This is a genomic window from Paenibacillus sp. 37 (genome assembly GCF_008386395.1).
GTDB lineage: Bacteria > Bacillota > Bacilli > Paenibacillales > Paenibacillaceae > Paenibacillus > Paenibacillus amylolyticus_B.
This window is the reverse complement of sequence record NZ_CP043762.1, coordinates 14,613-33,360: the sequence shown is the minus strand read 5'-3', so window position 1 is coordinate 33,360 and position 18,748 is coordinate 14,613. Positions and strand designations below refer to the sequence as shown.

At 39.7% G+C, this 18,748-nt stretch carries 20 protein-coding genes and 1 pseudogene; 19 read left to right on the top strand and 2 right to left on the bottom strand.

Translation table 11 applies throughout. The annotated features are described in order from the left end of the window. Positions 1-106 precede the first annotated feature (106 nt). The 5 genes from F0220_RS30475 (at position 107) to F0220_RS33125 (ending at position 5,804) form a co-directional block, all read left to right on the top strand. The gene (locus tag F0220_RS30475) at positions 107-1,369 is read left to right on the top strand and encodes an S-layer homology domain-containing protein (RefSeq protein ID WP_223200051.1); all 1,263 of its coding nucleotides are present in this window, start codon (positions 107-109) and stop codon (positions 1,367-1,369) included. 2,425 nt (positions 1,370-3,794) lie between these two features. After that, a complete protein-coding gene (locus tag F0220_RS30470) occupies positions 3,795-4,748 on the top strand; it encodes a hypothetical protein (protein WP_149846970.1) in 954 nt (317 codons plus the stop codon). A 35-nt stretch (positions 4,749-4,783) separates the two neighbouring features. Further along, positions 4,784-4,891: a hypothetical protein gene (locus tag F0220_RS30465; RefSeq protein WP_411157710.1), complete on the top strand. Its 108-nt coding sequence runs from the start codon at positions 4,784-4,786 to the stop codon at positions 4,889-4,891. 271 nt (positions 4,892-5,162) lie between these two features. After that, entirely contained in the window at positions 5,163-5,360 is a 198-nt protein-coding gene (locus tag F0220_RS30460) for a hypothetical protein (protein ID WP_149846969.1), read from the top strand. A gap of 123 nt (positions 5,361-5,483) precedes the next feature. Further along, the gene (locus F0220_RS33125) at positions 5,484-5,804 is read left to right on the top strand and encodes a zeta toxin family protein (protein ID WP_223200050.1); all 321 of its coding nucleotides are present in this window, start codon (positions 5,484-5,486) and stop codon (positions 5,802-5,804) included. Positions 5,805-6,398: 594 nt separating this feature from the next. Here the strand turns inward: F0220_RS33125 and F0220_RS33485 are convergent. After that, positions 6,399-6,455 carry a putative holin-like toxin gene (locus F0220_RS33485; protein WP_411157715.1) on the bottom strand — a complete coding sequence of 19 codons (57 nt, stop codon included), beginning with the start codon at positions 6,453-6,455 and terminating at the stop codon, positions 6,399-6,401. A gap of 488 nt (positions 6,456-6,943) precedes the next feature. Between F0220_RS33485 and F0220_RS30450 the strand changes: the two genes are divergently transcribed. The 5 genes from F0220_RS30450 to F0220_RS33120 all read left to right on the top strand — a co-directional run bounded on the left by F0220_RS30450 (position 6,944) and on the right by F0220_RS33120 (position 10,840). After that, a complete protein-coding gene (locus F0220_RS30450) occupies positions 6,944-8,215 on the top strand; it encodes a chymotrypsin family serine protease (RefSeq protein ID WP_149846968.1) in 1,272 nt (423 codons plus the stop codon). Positions 8,216-8,247: 32 nt separating this feature from the next. After that, the gene (locus F0220_RS30445; RefSeq protein ID WP_165789924.1) at positions 8,248-8,592 is read left to right on the top strand and encodes a DUF3221 domain-containing protein; all 345 of its coding nucleotides are present in this window, start codon (positions 8,248-8,250) and stop codon (positions 8,590-8,592) included. Between the two features lie 373 nt (positions 8,593-8,965). After that, positions 8,966-9,229 (top strand): hypothetical protein, encoded by a 264-nt coding sequence (locus F0220_RS33480; RefSeq protein WP_411157714.1) that lies wholly within the window; start codon positions 8,966-8,968, stop codon positions 9,227-9,229. A 36-nt stretch (positions 9,230-9,265) separates the two neighbouring features. Then, the gene (locus tag F0220_RS30435; protein ID WP_100527985.1) at positions 9,266-10,111 is read left to right on the top strand and encodes an Rpn family recombination-promoting nuclease/putative transposase; all 846 of its coding nucleotides are present in this window, start codon (positions 9,266-9,268) and stop codon (positions 10,109-10,111) included. 573 nt (positions 10,112-10,684) lie between these two features. Continuing rightward, positions 10,685-10,840: a hypothetical protein gene (locus F0220_RS33120; RefSeq protein WP_223200049.1), complete on the top strand. Its 156-nt coding sequence runs from the start codon at positions 10,685-10,687 to the stop codon at positions 10,838-10,840. Between the two features lie 125 nt (positions 10,841-10,965). Here the strand turns inward: F0220_RS33120 and F0220_RS32700 are convergent, their stop codons facing one another. After that, positions 10,966-11,775 carry a hypothetical protein gene (locus tag F0220_RS32700; protein WP_188310600.1) on the bottom strand — a complete coding sequence of 270 codons (810 nt, stop codon included), beginning with the start codon at positions 11,773-11,775 and terminating at the stop codon, positions 10,966-10,968. Here F0220_RS32700 and F0220_RS30425 point away from each other — a divergent pair, their 5' ends adjacent. The 9 genes and pseudogenes from F0220_RS30425 to F0220_RS30385 all read left to right on the top strand — a co-directional run bounded on the left by F0220_RS30425 (position 11,776) and on the right by F0220_RS30385 (position 18,661). Next, the gene (locus F0220_RS30425; protein ID WP_317452011.1) at positions 11,776-12,270 is read left to right on the top strand and encodes a DHHW family protein; all 495 of its coding nucleotides are present in this window, start codon (positions 11,776-11,778) and stop codon (positions 12,268-12,270) included. Between the two features lie 4 nt (positions 12,271-12,274). Further along, a complete protein-coding gene (locus tag F0220_RS30420) occupies positions 12,275-12,769 on the top strand; it encodes a DUF4358 domain-containing protein (RefSeq protein WP_149846966.1) in 495 nt (164 codons plus the stop codon). Positions 12,770-12,894: 125 nt separating this feature from the next. Then, positions 12,895-14,058, top strand: a pseudogene (locus F0220_RS30415) (IS3 family transposase). 541 nt (positions 14,059-14,599) lie between these two features. Continuing rightward, positions 14,600-15,169, top strand: a complete 570-nt coding sequence (locus tag F0220_RS30410; RefSeq protein WP_149846965.1) for a sulfurtransferase TusA family protein — start codon at positions 14,600-14,602, stop codon at positions 15,167-15,169. A gap of 30 nt (positions 15,170-15,199) precedes the next feature. Continuing rightward, positions 15,200-15,595, top strand: a complete 396-nt coding sequence (locus tag F0220_RS30405; protein WP_149846964.1) for a DsrE/DsrF/DrsH-like family protein — start codon at positions 15,200-15,202, stop codon at positions 15,593-15,595. An 18-nt stretch (positions 15,596-15,613) separates the two neighbouring features. After that, on the top strand, positions 15,614-16,750 hold the full coding sequence (locus F0220_RS30400; RefSeq protein ID WP_188310586.1) for an MBL fold metallo-hydrolase: 1,137 nt from the start codon (positions 15,614-15,616) through the stop codon (positions 16,748-16,750). Positions 16,751-16,766: 16 nt separating this feature from the next. Then, entirely contained in the window at positions 16,767-16,994 is a 228-nt protein-coding gene (locus F0220_RS30395; RefSeq protein ID WP_149846962.1) for a sulfurtransferase TusA family protein, read from the top strand. Between the two features lie 93 nt (positions 16,995-17,087). Beyond that, entirely contained in the window at positions 17,088-17,882 is a 795-nt protein-coding gene (locus F0220_RS30390; protein WP_262928168.1) for a sulfite exporter TauE/SafE family protein, read from the top strand. A 509-nt stretch (positions 17,883-18,391) separates the two neighbouring features. After that, positions 18,392-18,661, top strand: a complete 270-nt coding sequence (locus F0220_RS30385) for a metal-sensitive transcriptional regulator (protein ID WP_149846960.1) — start codon at positions 18,392-18,394, stop codon at positions 18,659-18,661. Positions 18,662-18,748: the final 87 nt, after the last annotated feature.

Sequence of the window (18,748 nt, the reverse complement as noted above, 5' to 3'; positions counted from 1 at the left end):
ATGGAACGGGATCTAAAGTACAAATGGTTGGATTCAATTAAAGATTAACCCGAAAGAATACATAGCTTATCTCAGGAAAAACCAGTCTAATTTTTATCTATGGAGCGTGGAAACATTGAAAAAAGTAACTCAACTCTTATTAAGTGCTGTATTGATAATAGGTATATACCCATTCACCGAAAGCACAAGTCAGGCTGCAGTTACCTCATTTAAAGATGTACCTGCGAATCATTGGGCGAAAGCATCCATTGATGCCGCAGTAGATAAAGGTTATTTCAAAGGATATAGCAATGGGACATTTAAACCGGGTGCGACGGTTACGCGCGCAGAATTTGCAACATTGCTGTCCCGAGTGGCCAAAAGAACGGCGAAAACGGATCAGGCAAATGTGTTTAAGGATTTGACCGGCCACTGGAGTGAGGAAGAAGTGAATCGTGCAGTATCCCTGGGGTTCTTGAACTCTTCAGATTACCCGAATGGGTTTAAACCTAGCACCGCATTAACACGGGAAGAGATGGCGAAGTGGCTCAGTTCAGGCCTCGCTGCTAAAGATGAAGAGTACAAGCAAGCGCTGAAAGATACAGAAAACACGCTGGTTCCTGTAGCAGAATACTACAAGGGCGGATTGAAGAAATCAGCATATCCCTTCGTATCAGTAGTTCTGGGAACCGGATTAATGAGTGGCTATCCAGATGGCACCTTTGGTCCAGGCAAAACGACCACACGTGCAGAGGCAGCGGTTATTTTATCACGTTACGAGCAGATACAGGAGAATGAGGCAACTTCGTATAGAGATCTGAATGAGATGCGCGAAGTGGGATTGACTGGTACAAACCTAACTTCTGCTACGCCGTATGTTTATCTGAAATCAGAAGACGGTACAATTGCAAGCTTTGATCGCATCGTTGGTAAATCGGCCAAATTACGCAATAATTTGGGTACCATTATGCCGCATAGGATGATTGTTACCCATGCAAATTCTAAGAAAAGCGTTCTAAATCTTTATGGGAAGATGTTCATTGACAAGAATTACAGATATCCTATTAAACAGGAATTATATGAGGTTTTTATCGAAGTAACGGTAACTCCGAAGGGTGATAATTTAAGAAATCTAGCTTTCTACCAAGCTACAGCCGACGCTTTTACAACGGTAAACAACTTTGATAGTGGAACAGTAGAAGCTTATGGCATCAATAATCTGCCGGTTGAAGAGTACGTGGATTCTGGTTTTTTCAAAAAGGAAGTGCCACGAAAGTTCTGGATGCGGTTTGCGTTAGCTAAAACTTCAGATGGATCTTCCACAGGAACCTGGAAAACCTTCACCATAGACCAAAATACGAGTTCTTCTTTTAGTCTCCCACTAAGATAAGTCGAATGAAGAACTGCTACAGACTTAAACAAAAGCAGGGCGGACCGGGGGGAAGTAATGGTAAATCCATAGTAAGTGGTGAAGATGTTGCTTCGTTCATCAGCCAATTTAATTTAGTACGGGAAATGGAAGGTATACAAATTATTATAGGTTTGGAATGGAGTATTTCAAATCAATCTTAATCTATAGGTATATAGCAAATTACTATTTTTAACTTTGGAGGTCCTATGAACACTAAGCTTATCTAACTTTATTAATGGTATTATTGTTACTTTTCTCACAGGAGTAATGACCCCTTGGGACAGTGTTGTTTACGGTAGTGCCGTTGATTCGAATGCTGAGACAAAAGATAAAACTAACCTACAGTGGATACCTCACAATTATATGATAAATGGAACAGGAAAACCTATAGTGAGGAAAACGACAGTCGATTACACTACAGGTTTATTTACAAATGAGGATACTGTACTGGACTTCATAGACACCTCTTCTGAGTACTATTTCAAGTCCATTAGCGGGATGAACACGAAAAACTCTTTAATCACTTATGCGATATAAAAGGGCGGAGCTACAGAAAAACTTCTAAAGTATGATAGCCAGAAGAAAGTTGTTACTACCCTCGCATATCGAAATATCAACGATGGAGCGATTGACGAAGTTTACCCAGATACAGGGATGTACGTCGTAGAGAAGGGAAGAAGAGAATACCTAGTTTATTCTTTAGCTACCAATAAACTGATACACAAAGCAAAAGAAAGACCCATGGAACACTCAAATATTTTTGTAACTAACTACTTGTACCACAATTACTTTGATCCAGAGTTGTCTATTGGAGCATTATATGTGGAAGCAGGTACGTAATATGATTCAAAAAATGGATATGTTTCTTACCCGGGAGAATATCCTTACGAGATCAAGGTTAATGGAAAAATAATAAAACTCCATACAACTAGAGAAAACGCCGCAGATGATTATGTTAACAAGAGAAAGTTCGCTCAATCAAGTCCAAATGGTAAGTATGGCGTACTCCGGGTGAACTTCATTGAAAACAATCGATTGGTCAAAGGAACATAAGAATACCGGATTTTTGAAACTCAGACAGGGAAACGGGTTCGAACCATAACAATTAATACGACTGGATGATCTCCTCCCATTGATTACGGAGTCAGTTGGATGGGGGCACGGATCATATCTTTCAATCTGGTCTTTTAAACCAAGGTGCCTACCGTGTCATCGGGAGCGATCTAATGACACCTCGAAGATATGGTAATGTTGTTGACGATTTTACTGAACCTTATTATAGCTTATCACTAAATGATTAATTGAGTATAAATGATCCTATTCCGGTGAGTTTCGAGGGGAAATACCTGAAGTATAGTGGTCAGGGAATGTTCAGTCAAACTGATCTAACTATGTACACACCTGTTTCGGAATTAATGGCTCTCTTAAGTGGAACCATTAGCAATAAAAACGGTAAGATTACCCTTACTTAACAAGAGAAGTCGTTTAATCTGAATCCCAAAAAATAAATCTTTTGGAAGAACCGCGCCTATTATCCAATTAGAGATGTTCTAACTGGCGTGGGATTAAAACTTTTTACTAAATCTAACAAACTAGCTTCCGAAGAGTGGAGAGAACTTCAGATTGTGAAGTAGTTATCAAAGTGTATGTCGGAGGACTAGAACATAGTTTCTTTGAAGTCGGTAAATTAGCGGCTTTGTTATTTTGTCGGTACAAGTTCTTGTCCCGAGCCAAGTACAAGAACTTGTACCGATTGCCGGAATGGACAAGAACATAGTCCGATTACCGATTAGATGTACATCTAAACATTGATCACATGCACTTAAAGCTTTATTAAGTACCATAATACATGAAAATGTTCACAATATTATGTGACAACTGACAAGATGAGAGGTAAAACACGGTTGCTAGGTATTAAAAAAGCGAAACATCGGACTGAAAATAACTGCTGAGGACAAGAACATGTTCCTATTTCCGATTAGATATATACCTAACAATTCTCTGTCACCTAATTGAGCGGGAACATGTTTGTTTAGAAGGCGGTTTTCCTGCAGTAGTAATCATTAAAGGGGATTCCCATGGTGAACCGAGAGGATATACCTATATTAAATGAGTATATAGCAGTAATATTCTTATTATAATCTGTTTTGTTAGTATTTAGGTCCTAAAATACCTATACATAGTAAAACACCGAAAATAAGTACATACGAACTTGAGGTAGTTAAGAAACTAGTTTTAACCGTATTAGTTAGATAGGATGTAAGGCTGATGGTTTCAGGAACAGAAACGTACGTACTAGAGCATTTGAATAGGAGGTCTCTTTAACAAAGAAATCGTTTGTAGAATCTATATTTAACTTGGTTGCTGAGTAGAAACCTAAATGATGAGTAAAGGAATGAAAGAGATGAACAAATGGACGATGAAGGAAACATTGAAAGGAAAGACCTTTTCCATAATTATCCTAACGATTATTTTGACCATTGCAATCAATAAATTGGTCAATCGAATAATGACTCAAGAGGTAATTTTTGAGGGGGGGTTATACTCTTCTTATACAAACCATTTCTCACTTGGTATCTATGGTGTGATATTTGCAATCCCCGCTGGATTTATAAGTATTTTAGTTGTAAAGCTCTTTACGAATAAGATTAAAAGGCAGTCCAATCCCTTAGATGATGAAAAAAAATTCAAATGGCATAGTATGTATGGAACTGTTTGCGGATTTATTATTCTGTTTCTTCTACTTAATTTAACCAATACGTATGCATCTCAAATGCTAGTATCTGATGTATGGGATGGTTTCATACATCTAGCTATTTCATTCATTATTCCAATTGTCTTTGCTGTGATATCTGCAAAGTTGATCAACAAAGTTATGGTTCGAATAACAAATACAAACGGAAGATTGATTGAAGAGATAGAGGCAGGAAAATACGATAGAGAGATTCTAAGCCAGAGAGATAAAGCTAGAATGTTGAAGTTATTAAAAAAAGGAAGCGTATCTTCCTTGAAGGGAGGAATGATGCGGCTCAAAGTCATTGATTTTTTACTTTTGGTCGGTGGTACTATTGTATTCGTTCTGCTGTTAGTACTGGATAAGGTTGTCTCATTATTTAGTAATCCAAACCATGGTACCGGATGGAGTAATGGGGAAAGTAATTTACACGAAGAGAGAGAACGATTAAAAAGTAAGGCATATGATAACGCTGAGGAAAAACGGGAACAGGCCGATTTTTCAAAAAAAATGTTTGTAAAACAAGCTAATTATAACGTTAGGTATTCGCAATCAGAATGGAATCGAGCAGTTCGAGATGAAAGAGAATATCAAAGGGCAAAACGTGATGCAGATTCGTTATAGTTTGTCAGCTATGTTCATGTTGTGGTTACAAAAATGTGGAGGTAAAAAATCTGGCTTTGTGCGAATGGATGTGCCCATCCCTCCAGACCGTACATGATCGTGATCGAAATGCGGCCCTCAATCTACTGCAACTCGCCAACTAAATGGCATACATTGGGGGAGGAACTCCCCTGTAAGCTGAGGCAGTTGCACTATTGACCAAAAAGCACCCCACCTCTTAGGTAGAGTGTAGTTCACATATCGAGGGATAGGAGCTCCAAGTCAGAGCCAATAAGCTGAATGAACAAAAACTGTCTGGACAAATTAGTGAGAAAGATTTCTTGAGAATGGAAAAAGGCTTGCTAAACTTGAAAAATGATCCGTCCATATAGTGTGAAACTTTTACGTACAATTGTTTAAGGAGGATATCTTCACATGAAACGTATGTCAATTTCTGAATTGAATGAAATTTTAGTAAAAGCAACATTCTCGGCCAGACAAGAGGCCAAAAGCAATGGTGTGCCCATTGTATATGAAGAAAATGAAAAAATGATCAAGGAATATCCGGATGGCAAAAAAACAGTGATCATATATGAAGAAAATGGTAACAAAAAGGAAATTGAATACCCGTGAGCAAACCCGTCATGACTGTTTTTGCTGGAACGAATGGAGCAGGGAAAAGCACACTAACTAGAACTTTAACGATCAGTTAGGAGAGGTTATTGATCCGGATGCCATTGCAAAAACTATCAATCCTTGTCTTCCGGAATCGGTTTCTCCATCAGCTGGAAGAGAAGCTATCAAACATTCAGTGAATATATACAGAACGGAAAAAGCTTTTCCCTTGAAACAACGCTTGCCGGTAAAAATGCAATGCGGCAAATAGAACAAGCCAAAAAGGCAGGGTTTGAAATAAACCTGTATTACTTAGGTCTTAAAAACGTGGAGTATCACATCGAGCGAGTAGAAATGCGAGTAAGGAATGGTGGACATCATAATCCAGAAGAGGATATCCGAAGACGATATGACCGATCGATCGCTCTTTTATTTTTGATAATACCTCAAAATTTAGATTAGTAATGGAGGTTGAAAGAGAAAAGGTTCAAACTTTATCCCAAGATATTCCCCAGTGGGTTAAAGGTGCCTTTTTAAAAGGATCGGAGAAAGAACAAGATCACACTCGTGCGGATTACTCGCGAAGATATACAAAAACAGAAAACGAAAGGGCAAGATTTCGAACGATCATTAGAAACGGAAAAAGTTAGCAAATAAGCTACTTTAACTCCATACGATTGGAGTGGTACAATAGCATGAAAAGGGTCTATCTTAACTGATTCTCAAAGGATGTATATTTCATATACAACTGCAAACGGCAAGAGTTTTTATTGAAGACATATTAGTGACTTACCCAAGATAAGAAGAACTGTTGTGGACAGATTGATTGAACTGGATAATACATTAAAAACAGTCGAACCAAGAGATTAGAATCGACTATAGTCAACAAGATCATTATTGATGTATAAAAACAACTGTGGTATTATATACTACATAAAGAAGACGGTGCGCTATACCGTCTCCCTGCACAATTATTGTTGAGTAGGGAATCCCATCTCCATTAATGATGACAAAGACGGAAATAACCCACACTTTTGGCGCGAACCTCAGAGTGGGTTATTTCTTCTTGTTATCTACATACGTTAGTACCGCAATTAGAAATGTTGCGAACATTATCACGTCTGAGAAGGAGAAGTTCATAGCGCTCACCTCCTTTCGGAGATAAGCTAACCGCACTCAAGGAAAATCATGCCATTTAATTATAGCATGTAGGAAGCGTATTTTGAATCATAAAAATAAATTGGTGGTCGCGGCATACAATCTAGCTACTTTGCACATACATAGAAAACAGGGTGATTGAATCTGGAATAAAACGGATGAATTTATATGAATTATCAGCCAATGCCTAGACTCACTACTAAAGTGTCGAGGGACAAGAACATATTCCCATTAAAGTCGCTATTTTAGCGGCTTTTTTATTTTATCGGTACAAGTTCTTGTCCCGAGCCAAGGACAAGAACTTGTACCGATTGCCGAAATGAACAAGAACATGTTCCCATTCTCGATTAGATGAACCAATTTGAGTAAAAATATAAAAATAAATGCAACATTTTACTGAAAATTGCGTTTTATTTTATATACCTTATGAGAGGAGATAGTTTATGAACAAGCGCATTTTATCACTGATAGTAACCTTGCTAATGATTTCGTTAAGTATTTTTATTAGTACAGGTCAAGCGGCGGAGTCCATATCAAACGATAACATTAGAGTGCAAAGCAATGATCCAGGTCATAAATGGGAGATACCTACCGCTACTAGTTTCACGAAGTCATTAGAAACTGAGGCAGAGGCAGTCACGGAACAATATCCTGAAGCCAGTCTACTTAACACAAATATATTGATTGATCGAGGTAACGTACAGCTAGAGTTAATGAGCAACTATAGCGATATTTATACTGGTGCATACACCGATGAAAACGGTAAGAATGTCATTCTTGTTACTGAGTTACCAAACGAATTAAAAAGTTCAGTAATGAGCACGAGTGTTTTTCCTCAAAATATTGAATATTTAATTGTAAAATATTCTTTAGAAGAACTGACTAAAGCAAAAGAATCATTATCTGGAAAAATGAAAGAGTTAGGGTTAGAAGCGGTTGGTATAAATCCTAAGTTGAACAAAGTTAATGTGTACATCTCACAAGAGCAGTACGATAATGCTAAGGAAGAGATACTAAACTATATCGATGAAGATATGGTGAGATCGGTAATAGGCGAGTTGAGCCTTCAAACACAAGCGTATAACTTGTTTCCCGGAGAAAAAATTGAACGAGGAACTGCTATTACTTCCCCGGCATGTAGTTTAGGTTTCAACGGTCGTGCCAATGGTAACAACGTCGGTGTTACTGCGGGGCATTGTGAGAATGGAACTTGGTATGACTTATCTGACGGTTCTAGCCCGATTGGTACAATGAACAATGCTGTATTTTCGGATACGTCTAAGTTCGATGCAGGTTATATAGTATACAACTCATCTGTAAATCCGAGCCATAATTTAAATGGTAATTCTTTAACGATAGGGACAACGGATTACTCTGGCCTATATCGTCAGGTTGGAGATAAGGTAAGAGTACACGGGTACAATTTGAATGGAAGTAGTTATCCTCTAGCTGAGATTGTTGACACTAGTTATGATATTAATGGTGGACCGACTGATATGATCATTACTGGACTTAGTGGTACACAGCTAGGAGATAGTGGAGGATTAGTATACAATGTCGTCAATAATGGTGTACGAAACTATGCAAGAATTGAAGGTACCCACACTGGTATAGTTAGACAAGGTGGAGTAGATACATGGCAAGCTTTTTCAAAATATAGTTATACAATTAGTTCGTTAGGTCTCTCGGGAGTTTACACCGATTCCTCCTATTGATGTTTTTATATTGCAAGTGGAAGGTGATGATCATGGCTAAACTAGTGAGTGGACTCACACTCGTTTTGTTGCTACTAGCCGTCGGCTGTAGTTCTCAAAATGAACTAACTCAATCAGATGCGGACATCAGCGGTACAATTATAGAAGTTAATGAACAAGATAATCAAATATTGATTGAACAAGATAACCCAGATGATCCTGCAACGAAACAAATTTGGATAAGTAAAGATGAGGATAGTGAAATAGTTATCGGTGGGGCAGCCGAGTCTAAATTTGCTAGTTCAATAAAAAATAAAAAAGCTGAAGTATGGATAAAAAATCTTATAGCCCAGTCATCACCTCCACAAGCTATAGCTGAAAAAGTCATTATTGAATAATAAAGGTTAAGGTAATTAATATCAAAGTCGCTACTTAGCGGCTTTTTTGTTTTAAGAACCAAATTTTTGTTCCAAGCTGAGTTCCGAGCCAAGAACAAGTAATTGATCAGGGGTTTTCTTAAAAGACAATTCCAAAGAGATAGAGAATCCCAAAACTAATGCCCAATGGAATACTATCGCCAAGAACAGAGCTTGAATAAACTTTTCTCATCAATACCTGAAGCACCGTGAGCTGAAGCCACTCATCGTCATATACAAGGAGAACTTTCTCCCGATGGCTCCTTTATGATCCGATACTACCGCCCCAGTATTGAGGGCAAACGCCCAGATTGAAAGTGCACAGAACTTGCGAGAAGGAAAAGAATGGCGGGCTGTGACACGAGACAATTCCACGGTGTTCGGCTGGAGTGCATCCTCCAGAAGTTCCGATCCTGCGGGCGCTGCAAAGATATATGAATGGCTTCCGGAAAATACGTTCGATAATGTCAATATTAGCGTTTGTTCGATAAAAAGACTCCCCCGGGTCAGAATAATTGTTAATTCTGCTCATGGCGGAGAGGCAACACCCAAAGAGGAGAAAGAATGGAGAAAAAGACGTAAAGGGTGGTCTGTCTGGTGTGTGTCTAAGAACCTTTAAGCGTGATATACTATGAATGAATGGAGATGATTGCAGATGAATGAACTGCTTGACCCCCGAAATGATTTTTTATTCAAACGTATATTTGGCAGTGAAGAAAATCGGGATGTTCTGCTTGCCTTCTTGAACAAGACTTTTGTAGAGGCAGGTAGGCCGCCTTTGACAGAAATCATCTTGTTGAATCCATATACCGAGAAGGACACTCCTCGTGACAAGCAATCCATCCTTGATATACACGGAAGAACAGCGGAGGGCGAGCTCATCAACGTTGAAATGCAGTTATTCAATAAATATGATACTGAGAAACGAACGATGTTTTACTGGAGCAAGCTATACAGCGGACAGCTTCAAGAGGGGCATTCTTATAAGATGCTGAAAAAATGCGTGACGATTAACATCCTGAACTATTCTTTTTTGCCCAATGATCAATATCATAACGTATTCCATCTGCGTGAAGACCGGAGTGGGATCTCGCTCATAGATGACATAGAACTGCATTTTCTGGAATTGCCCAAGCTTGGCGATCATGCGACTCCAGTAGAAAATGGTGGTTTGGTTAACTGGCTATTATTCTTAAAAGGTGTCGATAAATCCAATTGGGAGGTGCTGACGATGAACGAACCTGTATTAAAAAAAGCAATGGATACGTTGGAATTTCTTAGTCAGGATGCCGAATCCCGCCGATTATACGAGGACAGACAAAAGTATTTGCATGATGAAGCTTCTATGATTGAAGGGGCAAAGGAAGAAGGAGAGCGTAACAAAGCTACTGATGTTGCCAAGAAATTGATTAAATCAGGAGTAGATGTTGATATCATTGCTTCTTCTACCGGTCTGACAAAAGCAGAAGTGGAACGACTCATAAAACACCATAAAGTTTGATCATAAATGTTGCCGATGACATCTTAGTAAGGACATCTGAGCAACAGATAAGTAATAAAATGGAGATAGTTCCTCCAGTAGTAAAAACACTTTTCATTACTAACGTGGAACAATCTACGTGACAGAGCCTCGAACTTTTTCGAGGCTTATTTGCTGTGTTATGCAAATAGACCTAAAATCATGATAGGATAAGTAACACTGGTAGCTCTCTCACAATAATCACAGATCATTTTTCGCTGTCGAGGGACAAGAACATAGTACCATTGCCGAAAAGGACAAGAACATTGTGTCATTGGGGAAAGATGGTGGACTAAATATAATCTCAATTATATTCCTTTTAAAGCAGCTTCTAATATGTAGAAAGCAAATTCTTATCCTGAGTAAGGATTAGAACTTGTTCTACAACCAATTCGATCTCTTTGTATATTGATGTCACCGGCAGTGATTGACATGTAATTTGGGAAAGTTTAGTGCGAGGCCTGCATACGTTCATCGAGACGAGCGGCATTTGCCTCTTATATTGATCAGTCTTCATCAGAAGCCGCTGGGCGTGTTGGAAAAGGGCATATCCGCATGATGCAAAATGATAATGTACTGCTTCGTTTTGATGATTCTCAATCTACCTACCTTCTGAAAAAGAAAATCCCCCTCAAAGAAGATTTTTTCTTAAGCGTCATCAAAATTATTATAGATCGAATGGAGAATATAAAAGCATCTCTTGAACAGTAAACGTGATCTTGGATCAAATTGTAGATACTCATCACTAAAATCGGATCTCAGACACTTCCTGTTGAATGAGATGGAAGTGGAAATTTGCCCGTACTGAGACTAGGCCATCCTGTAGAGTACCTTGGCTAATCAACATCTAGAGTTTTACTTTCGCAATCGCCATAACCTTCAGAAGGGAGATAGAAAGCTTTAACATCTGTAGTCATGTCTTTTCGTTGTGCTGTGAACTTACCGTTATCTAATTCAACCTCCTGATATTCGAAAGTATGTGTTTTCCTATGCGTATGGCGTAAGATAAGTTTTCCTCCTTTTACTGGTTCACTTTGATCAACAGCTACGATAATCCCATTAATTATCCCATCTTGTAAATAAAAGGTTTCAAATTTAGTGGCACGTCCAGTGAGTACCTGTACTTGCATTCCCCCGAGTTTTTGAATCTCGTGGTGAGGGTTGTCATAAGGGTTTTCAATATATGCAGTAACATCAACATTATTTTCTTTTTTCTCAAATTCTTTATATTTCAACTTTAATTCATCTGAGTACATATCGTTAGTTAGTAGATCAGGGGCGTATTCGAACATCATCTCAATATCCTTGGCTTCACCAGGATCAAGAAAGACCCATCCATGCTTTAGGTACGTGCGATAAAGGGGATTGCTGTTACTAACAACAAACCAAATACGTGTTCTTAAATTAAACGGATTTCCAACTTCAATCGTTTTAATTTCACGTGAAGGTGGAGAAGAAGTGGTTGAATAGAAACGATCGTAATTCGATTGTGCATGGTTATTTTGGTTCGATAACTCTTTAATATCGGGGAACCCCGGTACCTGATAATCTTGAATACGTACACTGATGCAGTAATGACCGCCAGTTTGCGGGATCCACTCGGACGTAAAGGCGCTTATATCGCTTACCTGGAACTTTGCAGACAAATGGGGCTAACACCTCAAAAAGAGGAAGAGTTTAACATCCAGCAAGTAACCGATGAATTTTACGGCTCGCTTTATTCAAAAAGCGGGTTCAGACATATGCAGCCCGATCGTTTGGAGCTTTATTTGCCAAAGGATCAAGAGAAATATACCGTAACGTATGTCGATGAAGAGAAGACCACGGATTCATTGTATGCGATGGAGCAACTGCTCAGGAAGGATAAATATGCGGTGTTTCTTAACGGAAATCATGCACAAATCCATATTAAAACGGCTAATCCGAGCGGTAGAAAGCTGCTGGTAGTCAAAGATTCGTACGCTAACAGCCTGATTCCTTTCTTATTAAAGCATTTTAGCGAAATAAACGTGGTAGACCTTCGGTATTATGAAGAGGATTTGGCGTCGCTGGCGAACGAACAGGGAATTCAGGACATGCTATTTCTTTATAATGCGAATACGTTTTTCGAGGACCCATCCATAAAAAATGTAACGGAGTGATCAAATGAAAAAGCAATGGAGAGGGAAAAGAATTTTTTCCCCCGTTATGCTTGTATTCATCGTCGTAATTGGCGTTTTGTCCGGATGCGTAGGCAAGGATGACAAGATTTCAGAACAACAGTCGGCCACTGAAATCGGAAAAAGTATCGAACAGGCCGTGAGCCTAAAAGAAATGAAAAAGCAGGATCTGAATAAGCTGCAGAAATTGTATAACATTGATGCAGACAGCGTGGATGATTTTATCCTTTATACGTCAACATCGAATGTAAAAGCTGATGAATTGGCCGTCATCAAACTAAAGGATGAGAGTCAATCTGAAAGCGTCAAAGAAAATATGGAGCAACGAATCGAAACGCAAAAAATGAAATTCAAGGACTATCGCCCGGATGAATATTATCTGCTCGAACATCATGTGTTAAAGACAAAGGGGAAATATGTATTCTTGGCGGTTTCAAAAGAAGCCGATTCAATGGAACGTGCGTTTGATAGCTTATTTTGAAGTAAATGTCGAGGGACAAGAAACATGCACCCATTGAAAGTCGCTATTTTGGTATTATCCCCTTTTAGTAGACAAGAGTAAAAAGACATCTGGTAAGATGAACTATATCATGTCAAACGAAGAGGATTTTTTCATGGCTAAAAAAGGACAAAACTTTCCGGCGGTACTCCTTGGAATTGAAATTGGAGGCGGCCCGACTGGTCAACGAGGAACATATGAGTATACGTGAAGTAGCGACTCGTTTAGATATTCAAAACAAATCTCAGGTACAAGTATGGGCAGCAAAAGCGAAACAGGGAATGAGTCTAGAACCTGCTACATCCAAACGGGGACGCCTTAGAACAACGTTTTCCAGTATGGATGAAGAGATGGCATACTTGCGGGCGGAGATTGAATACTTAAAAAAGCAGTATACACAAGGAGTGACGAGTAAAGCTGCCAGATTTCAAATCATAGAAGACCTGCGAGCACGCCATGGTCTGGTTTGGCTCTTAAAGCTAGCTGCGGTTTCCCGCTCGGGTTATTACAAGTGGAGAAAAAGCAGATCAGCGGCAAAAGAACGTCGATACAAGGAACATGAATTAGAATCGCATTTGTTTGCCATCCATCGCGTACATCCCTACTTTGGTTATCTTTGAATGACGGTAGCTTTACGGAGGGAAGGTCTTAGGGTCAACCACAAAAAGGTGTACCGATTAATGAAACAATTAGGCATCTGTTCTGTCATTCGAAAGAAACGTCGATTCTTTGGAAAACAAGCTTCTGTGGTAAATCCAAATCGGCTTGAGCGCCAGTTTCGGGCGGATACGCCACGAACGAAGCTAGTTACGGACTTTACCTATATTCGTGCTGGAGAACATTTTGTGTATCTCTCTGTCATTCAGGATTTATACAATAACGAAATTGTAGCGTGGCATCTTTCTGAACCAAATGACCTCGCTTTAGTTCATGAAACGCTGGATAGACTCCGTAAGCACGTGGACTTGAGTGGCGTAATCCTGCACTCGGATCAAGGATTTCAATATACCTCGAAGCCCTTTAACCGTAAACTGAAACAGCTCGGCATGCTAGGCAGCCACTCCAGACGTGGAAATTGTCCAGACAATGCCTGTATCGAGTCCTTCTTCTCTCATTTGAAGACCGAGAAAATATACTTGAATAAGGCGGCCGACAAAGCAGAGGTTGAACAGCAAGTGAGCGAATACATATTGTTTTACAACCAAAACCGATTCCAGAAAAAACTAAACGACCGTTCCCCGGTAGAATACCGGGAAACGGACGCAGCTTAAATCCTTGTCTTTTTTTGTACTGTCTACTTGACAGGGTTATGACCACATTTTAGCGGCTTTTTTGTTTTATCGGTACAAGTTCGTGTCCCAAGCCAAGGACAAGAACTTGTACCGATTGCCGGAATGGACAAGAACATATTCCGATTGCCGATTAGATGAATATCTAAACATTTAGCGAATGCACTTAAAACTCATTAAGTACTATAATACATGAAAATGTTTACATTATTTTGGAACAACTGACACGATAAGAGGTTAAATACGGGCGGCTAGGTATTAAAAATCATAACGTTCTGAACAAACAAAGTTCAAAAGGGATGTAAAGTCAATCACTATTATCCCAGGCTTGAAGCGACACTTCATTATTTTAGTACTTGAGGTTGACAATAACGAAAACTCTTTGTATTATACCCATAGGGGTATGGGTATAAAGTTATCGACCCTAATGAGATTCTCGTTGTAAACTACAGTCCAAAAGGGAGAATTTAATATATCCTAAGAGATTGTCTTGTTCGCAACAAATTTTAAGGAGGTTGCTTTCATGGCCGAAATTAAAGTAGATCAGACACTCGATTGCATGGGACTTTCATGTCCAATGCCAATCGTTAGAACAAAAAAAGCAATGGATCAACTTGATGCTGGTCAAGTTATTGAAGTGCAAGCCACAGATAAAGGATCTCTGGCAGACATTCAAGGATGGACCAAAAATACTGGACATCATTATCTCGGTACAGTAGAGGATGGCAATGTTCTCAAGCATTATGTCCGTAAGGCAAATTCTACTGAAATAAAGAAAGAGAAGAAGCATCCACAAGTCATTTCCAATGAAGATTTGGAGGAAAAACTTATTGAAAACAAAAAGATGATCTTACTGGATGTACGTGAACCTGCCGAATATGCGTTTAACCGAATTGCTGGAGCCCTTTCCATTCCACTAGGTGAACTCGAAAGTCGAATCCAGGAACTTAATCAGGATGCAGAAATTTATGTAGTATGCCAAACAGGCAACCGCAGTGACCTTGCCTGTCAATTGCTTACTGAAAAAGGGTTTAAACAAGTCACGAATGTAGAACCCGGCATGACTAGTTGGACAGGTCCAACCGAAAAATAATAAAACCAACAAAATAACGGAGGTATATCAATGAGTACACAAGTAGCTATTATTGCAAGTAATGGTGGAATGTTCGATGCATATAAGGTGTTTAATATCGCAACTGCTTCTGCAGCAACTGAAGCAGAGGTTGCCATTTTCTTTACATTTGAAGGATTGAATCTGATTCATAAGCAAGCACATCACCAACTGCCGTTACCTGAAGGGGCTGAACATTTTGCTGAAGGGTTCAAGAATGCAAATGTTCCAACGATACCACAGCTTGTAGAAATGGCTCAGGAGTTAGGTGTTAAGATTATTGCTTGTCAGATGACTATGGACGTTATGAACTTGACAATAGAGGATTTTATTGAAGGGATTGAAGTAGGCGGAGCTGTCACTTTTCTGGATTTTGCGAAAGATGCCAATGTTACATTAACTTTTTAAATGAAAGGAGAATCGAAAATGGAATTAAAAGCGATGACGGCCAAAGAACTTACTCGAATCGTCTTGGCTAAAGAAGAAATCTTTATCCTTGATGTTCGTAATGAAACGGACTTTAACGATTGGAAAGTTGAAGGCGACAGTGTAGATATCATTAACATTCCTTATTTCGATCTCTTAGACGGTGTAGATGATGTGCTCAACAGGATTCCTGATGACAAAAAAATGCTTGTTGTCTGTGCTAAAGAGGGGTCTTCCAAATTTGTAGCAGAACAAATTATTGAAGCCGGCAGATCCAACGTGTATTACCTAGAAGGCGGTATGAAATCTTGGAGTGAGCATCTGGAGCCAGTGCAGATTGGAGAATTAAAGGACGGTGGCTCTTTGTATCAGTTCGTACGAATTGGTAAAGGGTGCTTGTCTTATATGGTTGTTTCAGGCGGTGAAGCCGCAGTTATTGACACTCTTCGCATGACCGAAGTGTTTGAACAGTTTGCCAAAGAGCAAGATGTACAGATTAAACACACACTGGACACACACCTGCATGCCGATCATATTTCCGGCGGACGTAAACTGGCCGAGCAAACCGGAGCGACTTATTGGTTGCCGCCAAAAGATGCAACTGAAGTCACTTTCAATTACGAAAAACTTGAAGAGGGTCGTGATATCACAGTAGGTTCCACAACAATTCGGATTCAGCCGATTTACTCTCCTGGTCACACGATTGGAAGCACATCATTCATTGTGGATGATCAATATTTGTTAACCGGCGATATCCTTTTTGTTGAATCGATCGGTCGCCCTGATTTGGCGGGTCTCGCTGAAGACTGGGTGGGTGATCTTCATAATACGCTTTATAAGCGATTTACAGAACTATCTCAAGATCTGATCGTATTGCCTGCTCATTTCGGAAAATTGACTGAGTTGGGTGAGGGTGGTCGAGTGATGGCCAAACTTTCTGACTTGTATCACAATAACCCTGGTCTTAACATTCGTGATGAGGATGTATTCCGGCGTACTGTGACTGAGAGTCTTCCACCTCAGCCGAATGCGTATCAAGAAATCCGCCAGATGAACATGGGGAGAATAACACCACACGAAGATGAACAGCGTGAGATGGAAATCGGTCCGAATCGCTGTGCCGTGCATGACCACTAAAGGAGGAAAACTCAAGATGAAAACAGACTTGGTAGTAGATACGAAAGGGCTGTCATGCCCTATGCCAATCGTAAAAGCAAAAAAGGCGCTGGATGGTCTTGAATCCGGACAAATCATGGAAGTACTTTCAACGGACAAAGGCTCGGTTAATGACTTTCAAGCATGGGTAAAACAAACGAAACACAAATTGATTGCCCATGAAGAAGTGAACGGTATCTATAAATTTCACGTCAAAAAGATTTAAATGAAAAAATGAAACAAAGCGAACACACTGCAGTGTGTTCGCTTTGTTTCAAACTTTCGTAAGCAACCCTCAAACAAAGAAAGGAGGGGAATGGTGGATATTTCGTTATTGGTCATCATGATCGTTCTCGGCTTAATCGGATCCTTCTTTTCAGGATTGCTTGGAATAGGTGGTGCTATCATAATGTATCCGTTACTGCTGTATGTACCACCTTTATTCGATGCAGCATCTTTCTCAGCACATGAGGTTTCTTCGATCAGTATGTTCCAAGTTTTTTTTGCGTCTCTTGCAGGTCTACTGGCGTTTCAGAAAAATAGCAAGGAAAACATGGGGCCTGCTGTCGTTCATCAGGAACTGGTTGTTTTCATGGGCATCAGCATTTTGGCGGGAAGTCTAATCGGAGGTTATATATCAGGGCTTCTTCAAGGAGATATCATTAACCTGATCTATGGTATCCTTGCCGTGTTAGCAGTTATTCTAATGCTGATACCTCGCAAAGGCTCCGATGAAATTAAAGACAATCTTCAATTCAACAGAGTTATAGCGATAGTCTCGGCCTTCATAGTTGGGATTGTATCCGGAATCGTGGGTGCGGGTGGCGCTTTTATCCTGATTCCCATTATGCTCACTATCCTTAAGATTCCAACCCGTACGACCATCGCTTCCTCTCTTGCGATCGTCTTTATTTCAGCCATTGGCGGAGTTATTGGAAAACTCACCGGCGGTCATATTCCCTTTTGGCCTACTTTATTCACGGTGGTCGGAAGCCTGATCGGCGCCCCTTTCGGTTCCAAAATCAGTTCTAAAATCAATGTTAAAGTACTTCGTTATGGACTGGTCGTGCTTATTGCCCTGACAGCTGTAAAGGTTTGGGCATCTATCCTTTAAGAGCATATAGAAAAGAACTGTCTTACAGAGTGTACCTACTATACATTATCCTACAGGGGGATGGGTATAACGAGAAAGTAGTATTCCTTAGTGGCTGAAAAAAAACATCAATCGTACGTTTAGCAGTAAATTGCTATAAAGCATTAGTAAGATTTTTTATTTCTATTGCTCTTTGCAACTGCCTATAAACACGAATTAACTATACTTTTTACTTTTTAGAAGCTCAATGCTCTGCGGAAGAATGAGGTCATCAAAACTCGGGCAGTTCAATAAGAACTATTTGGGGGCACGGACCGCAGGTAATTAAGCACGTGATAAGCCCAACGCTTTGTCTTTGTCTCAAATTGATTGAGGTGGCACAGGATTAGAGGTTGCCTGTACTATGACCATGGCCCTGCTGGGAATGAAACAATTGGATAGATAAACTAATTTATTTAAAGGTGTACGCTAATATTTTTTGCTCTATAATATACCTATACAGGTATGTTATGAAGGAGTGTAGATTTTATATGGAGTATAACTATACAGACAGCTTGAAAACACGTTTGCGGAGAATTGAAGGCCAGGTTCGTGGTGTGCTTCGATTAATGGAGGAAGGTAAATCTTGTAAAGAGGTCGTTGCCCAGTTGTCTGCCGTTCGTAATGCCTCTGATAGAGCTATTGCGCAAATCGTTGCTGAGAATCTCCAAGAGTGCATTATGGCTGAACAGGAGGCTGGCAATAAGGATACAGGTAAATTGGTGAAGGAAGCCATAGATCTCCTTGTGAAAAGCCGTTAACTTCAATATCCTTTAACTAGTTCATCTAACAAAAACAACAGCTGCTGTGATTTTTGACAGCTGCTGTTGTTTTAGATGAAGATAATC

Coding starts and splice junctions, on each gene's coding strand:
- F0220_RS30470 (WP_149846970.1), top strand. CDS start 3,795: ATGAACAAATGGACGATGAAGGAAACATTGAAAGGAAAGACCTTTTCC.
- F0220_RS30460 (WP_149846969.1), top strand. CDS start 5,163: ATGAAACGTATGTCAATTTCTGAATTGAATGAAATTTTAGTAAAAGCA.
- F0220_RS30450 (WP_149846968.1), top strand. CDS start 6,944: ATGAACAAGCGCATTTTATCACTGATAGTAACCTTGCTAATGATTTCG.
- F0220_RS30445 (WP_165789924.1), top strand. CDS start 8,248: ATGGCTAAACTAGTGAGTGGACTCACACTCGTTTTGTTGCTACTAGCC.
- F0220_RS30435 (WP_100527985.1), top strand. CDS start 9,266: ATGAATGAACTGCTTGACCCCCGAAATGATTTTTTATTCAAACGTATA.
- F0220_RS33120 (WP_223200049.1), top strand. CDS start 10,685: ATGATGCAAAATGATAATGTACTGCTTCGTTTTGATGATTCTCAATCT.
- F0220_RS30425 (WP_317452011.1), top strand. CDS start 11,776: ATGGGGCTAACACCTCAAAAAGAGGAAGAGTTTAACATCCAGCAAGTA.
- F0220_RS30420 (WP_149846966.1), top strand. CDS start 12,275: ATGAAAAAGCAATGGAGAGGGAAAAGAATTTTTTCCCCCGTTATGCTT.
- F0220_RS30410 (WP_149846965.1), top strand. CDS start 14,600: ATGGCCGAAATTAAAGTAGATCAGACACTCGATTGCATGGGACTTTCA.
- F0220_RS30405 (WP_149846964.1), top strand. CDS start 15,200: ATGAGTACACAAGTAGCTATTATTGCAAGTAATGGTGGAATGTTCGAT.
- F0220_RS30400 (WP_188310586.1), top strand. CDS start 15,614: ATGGAATTAAAAGCGATGACGGCCAAAGAACTTACTCGAATCGTCTTG.
- F0220_RS30395 (WP_149846962.1), top strand. CDS start 16,767: ATGAAAACAGACTTGGTAGTAGATACGAAAGGGCTGTCATGCCCTATG.
- F0220_RS30385 (WP_149846960.1), top strand. CDS start 18,392: ATGGAGTATAACTATACAGACAGCTTGAAAACACGTTTGCGGAGAATT.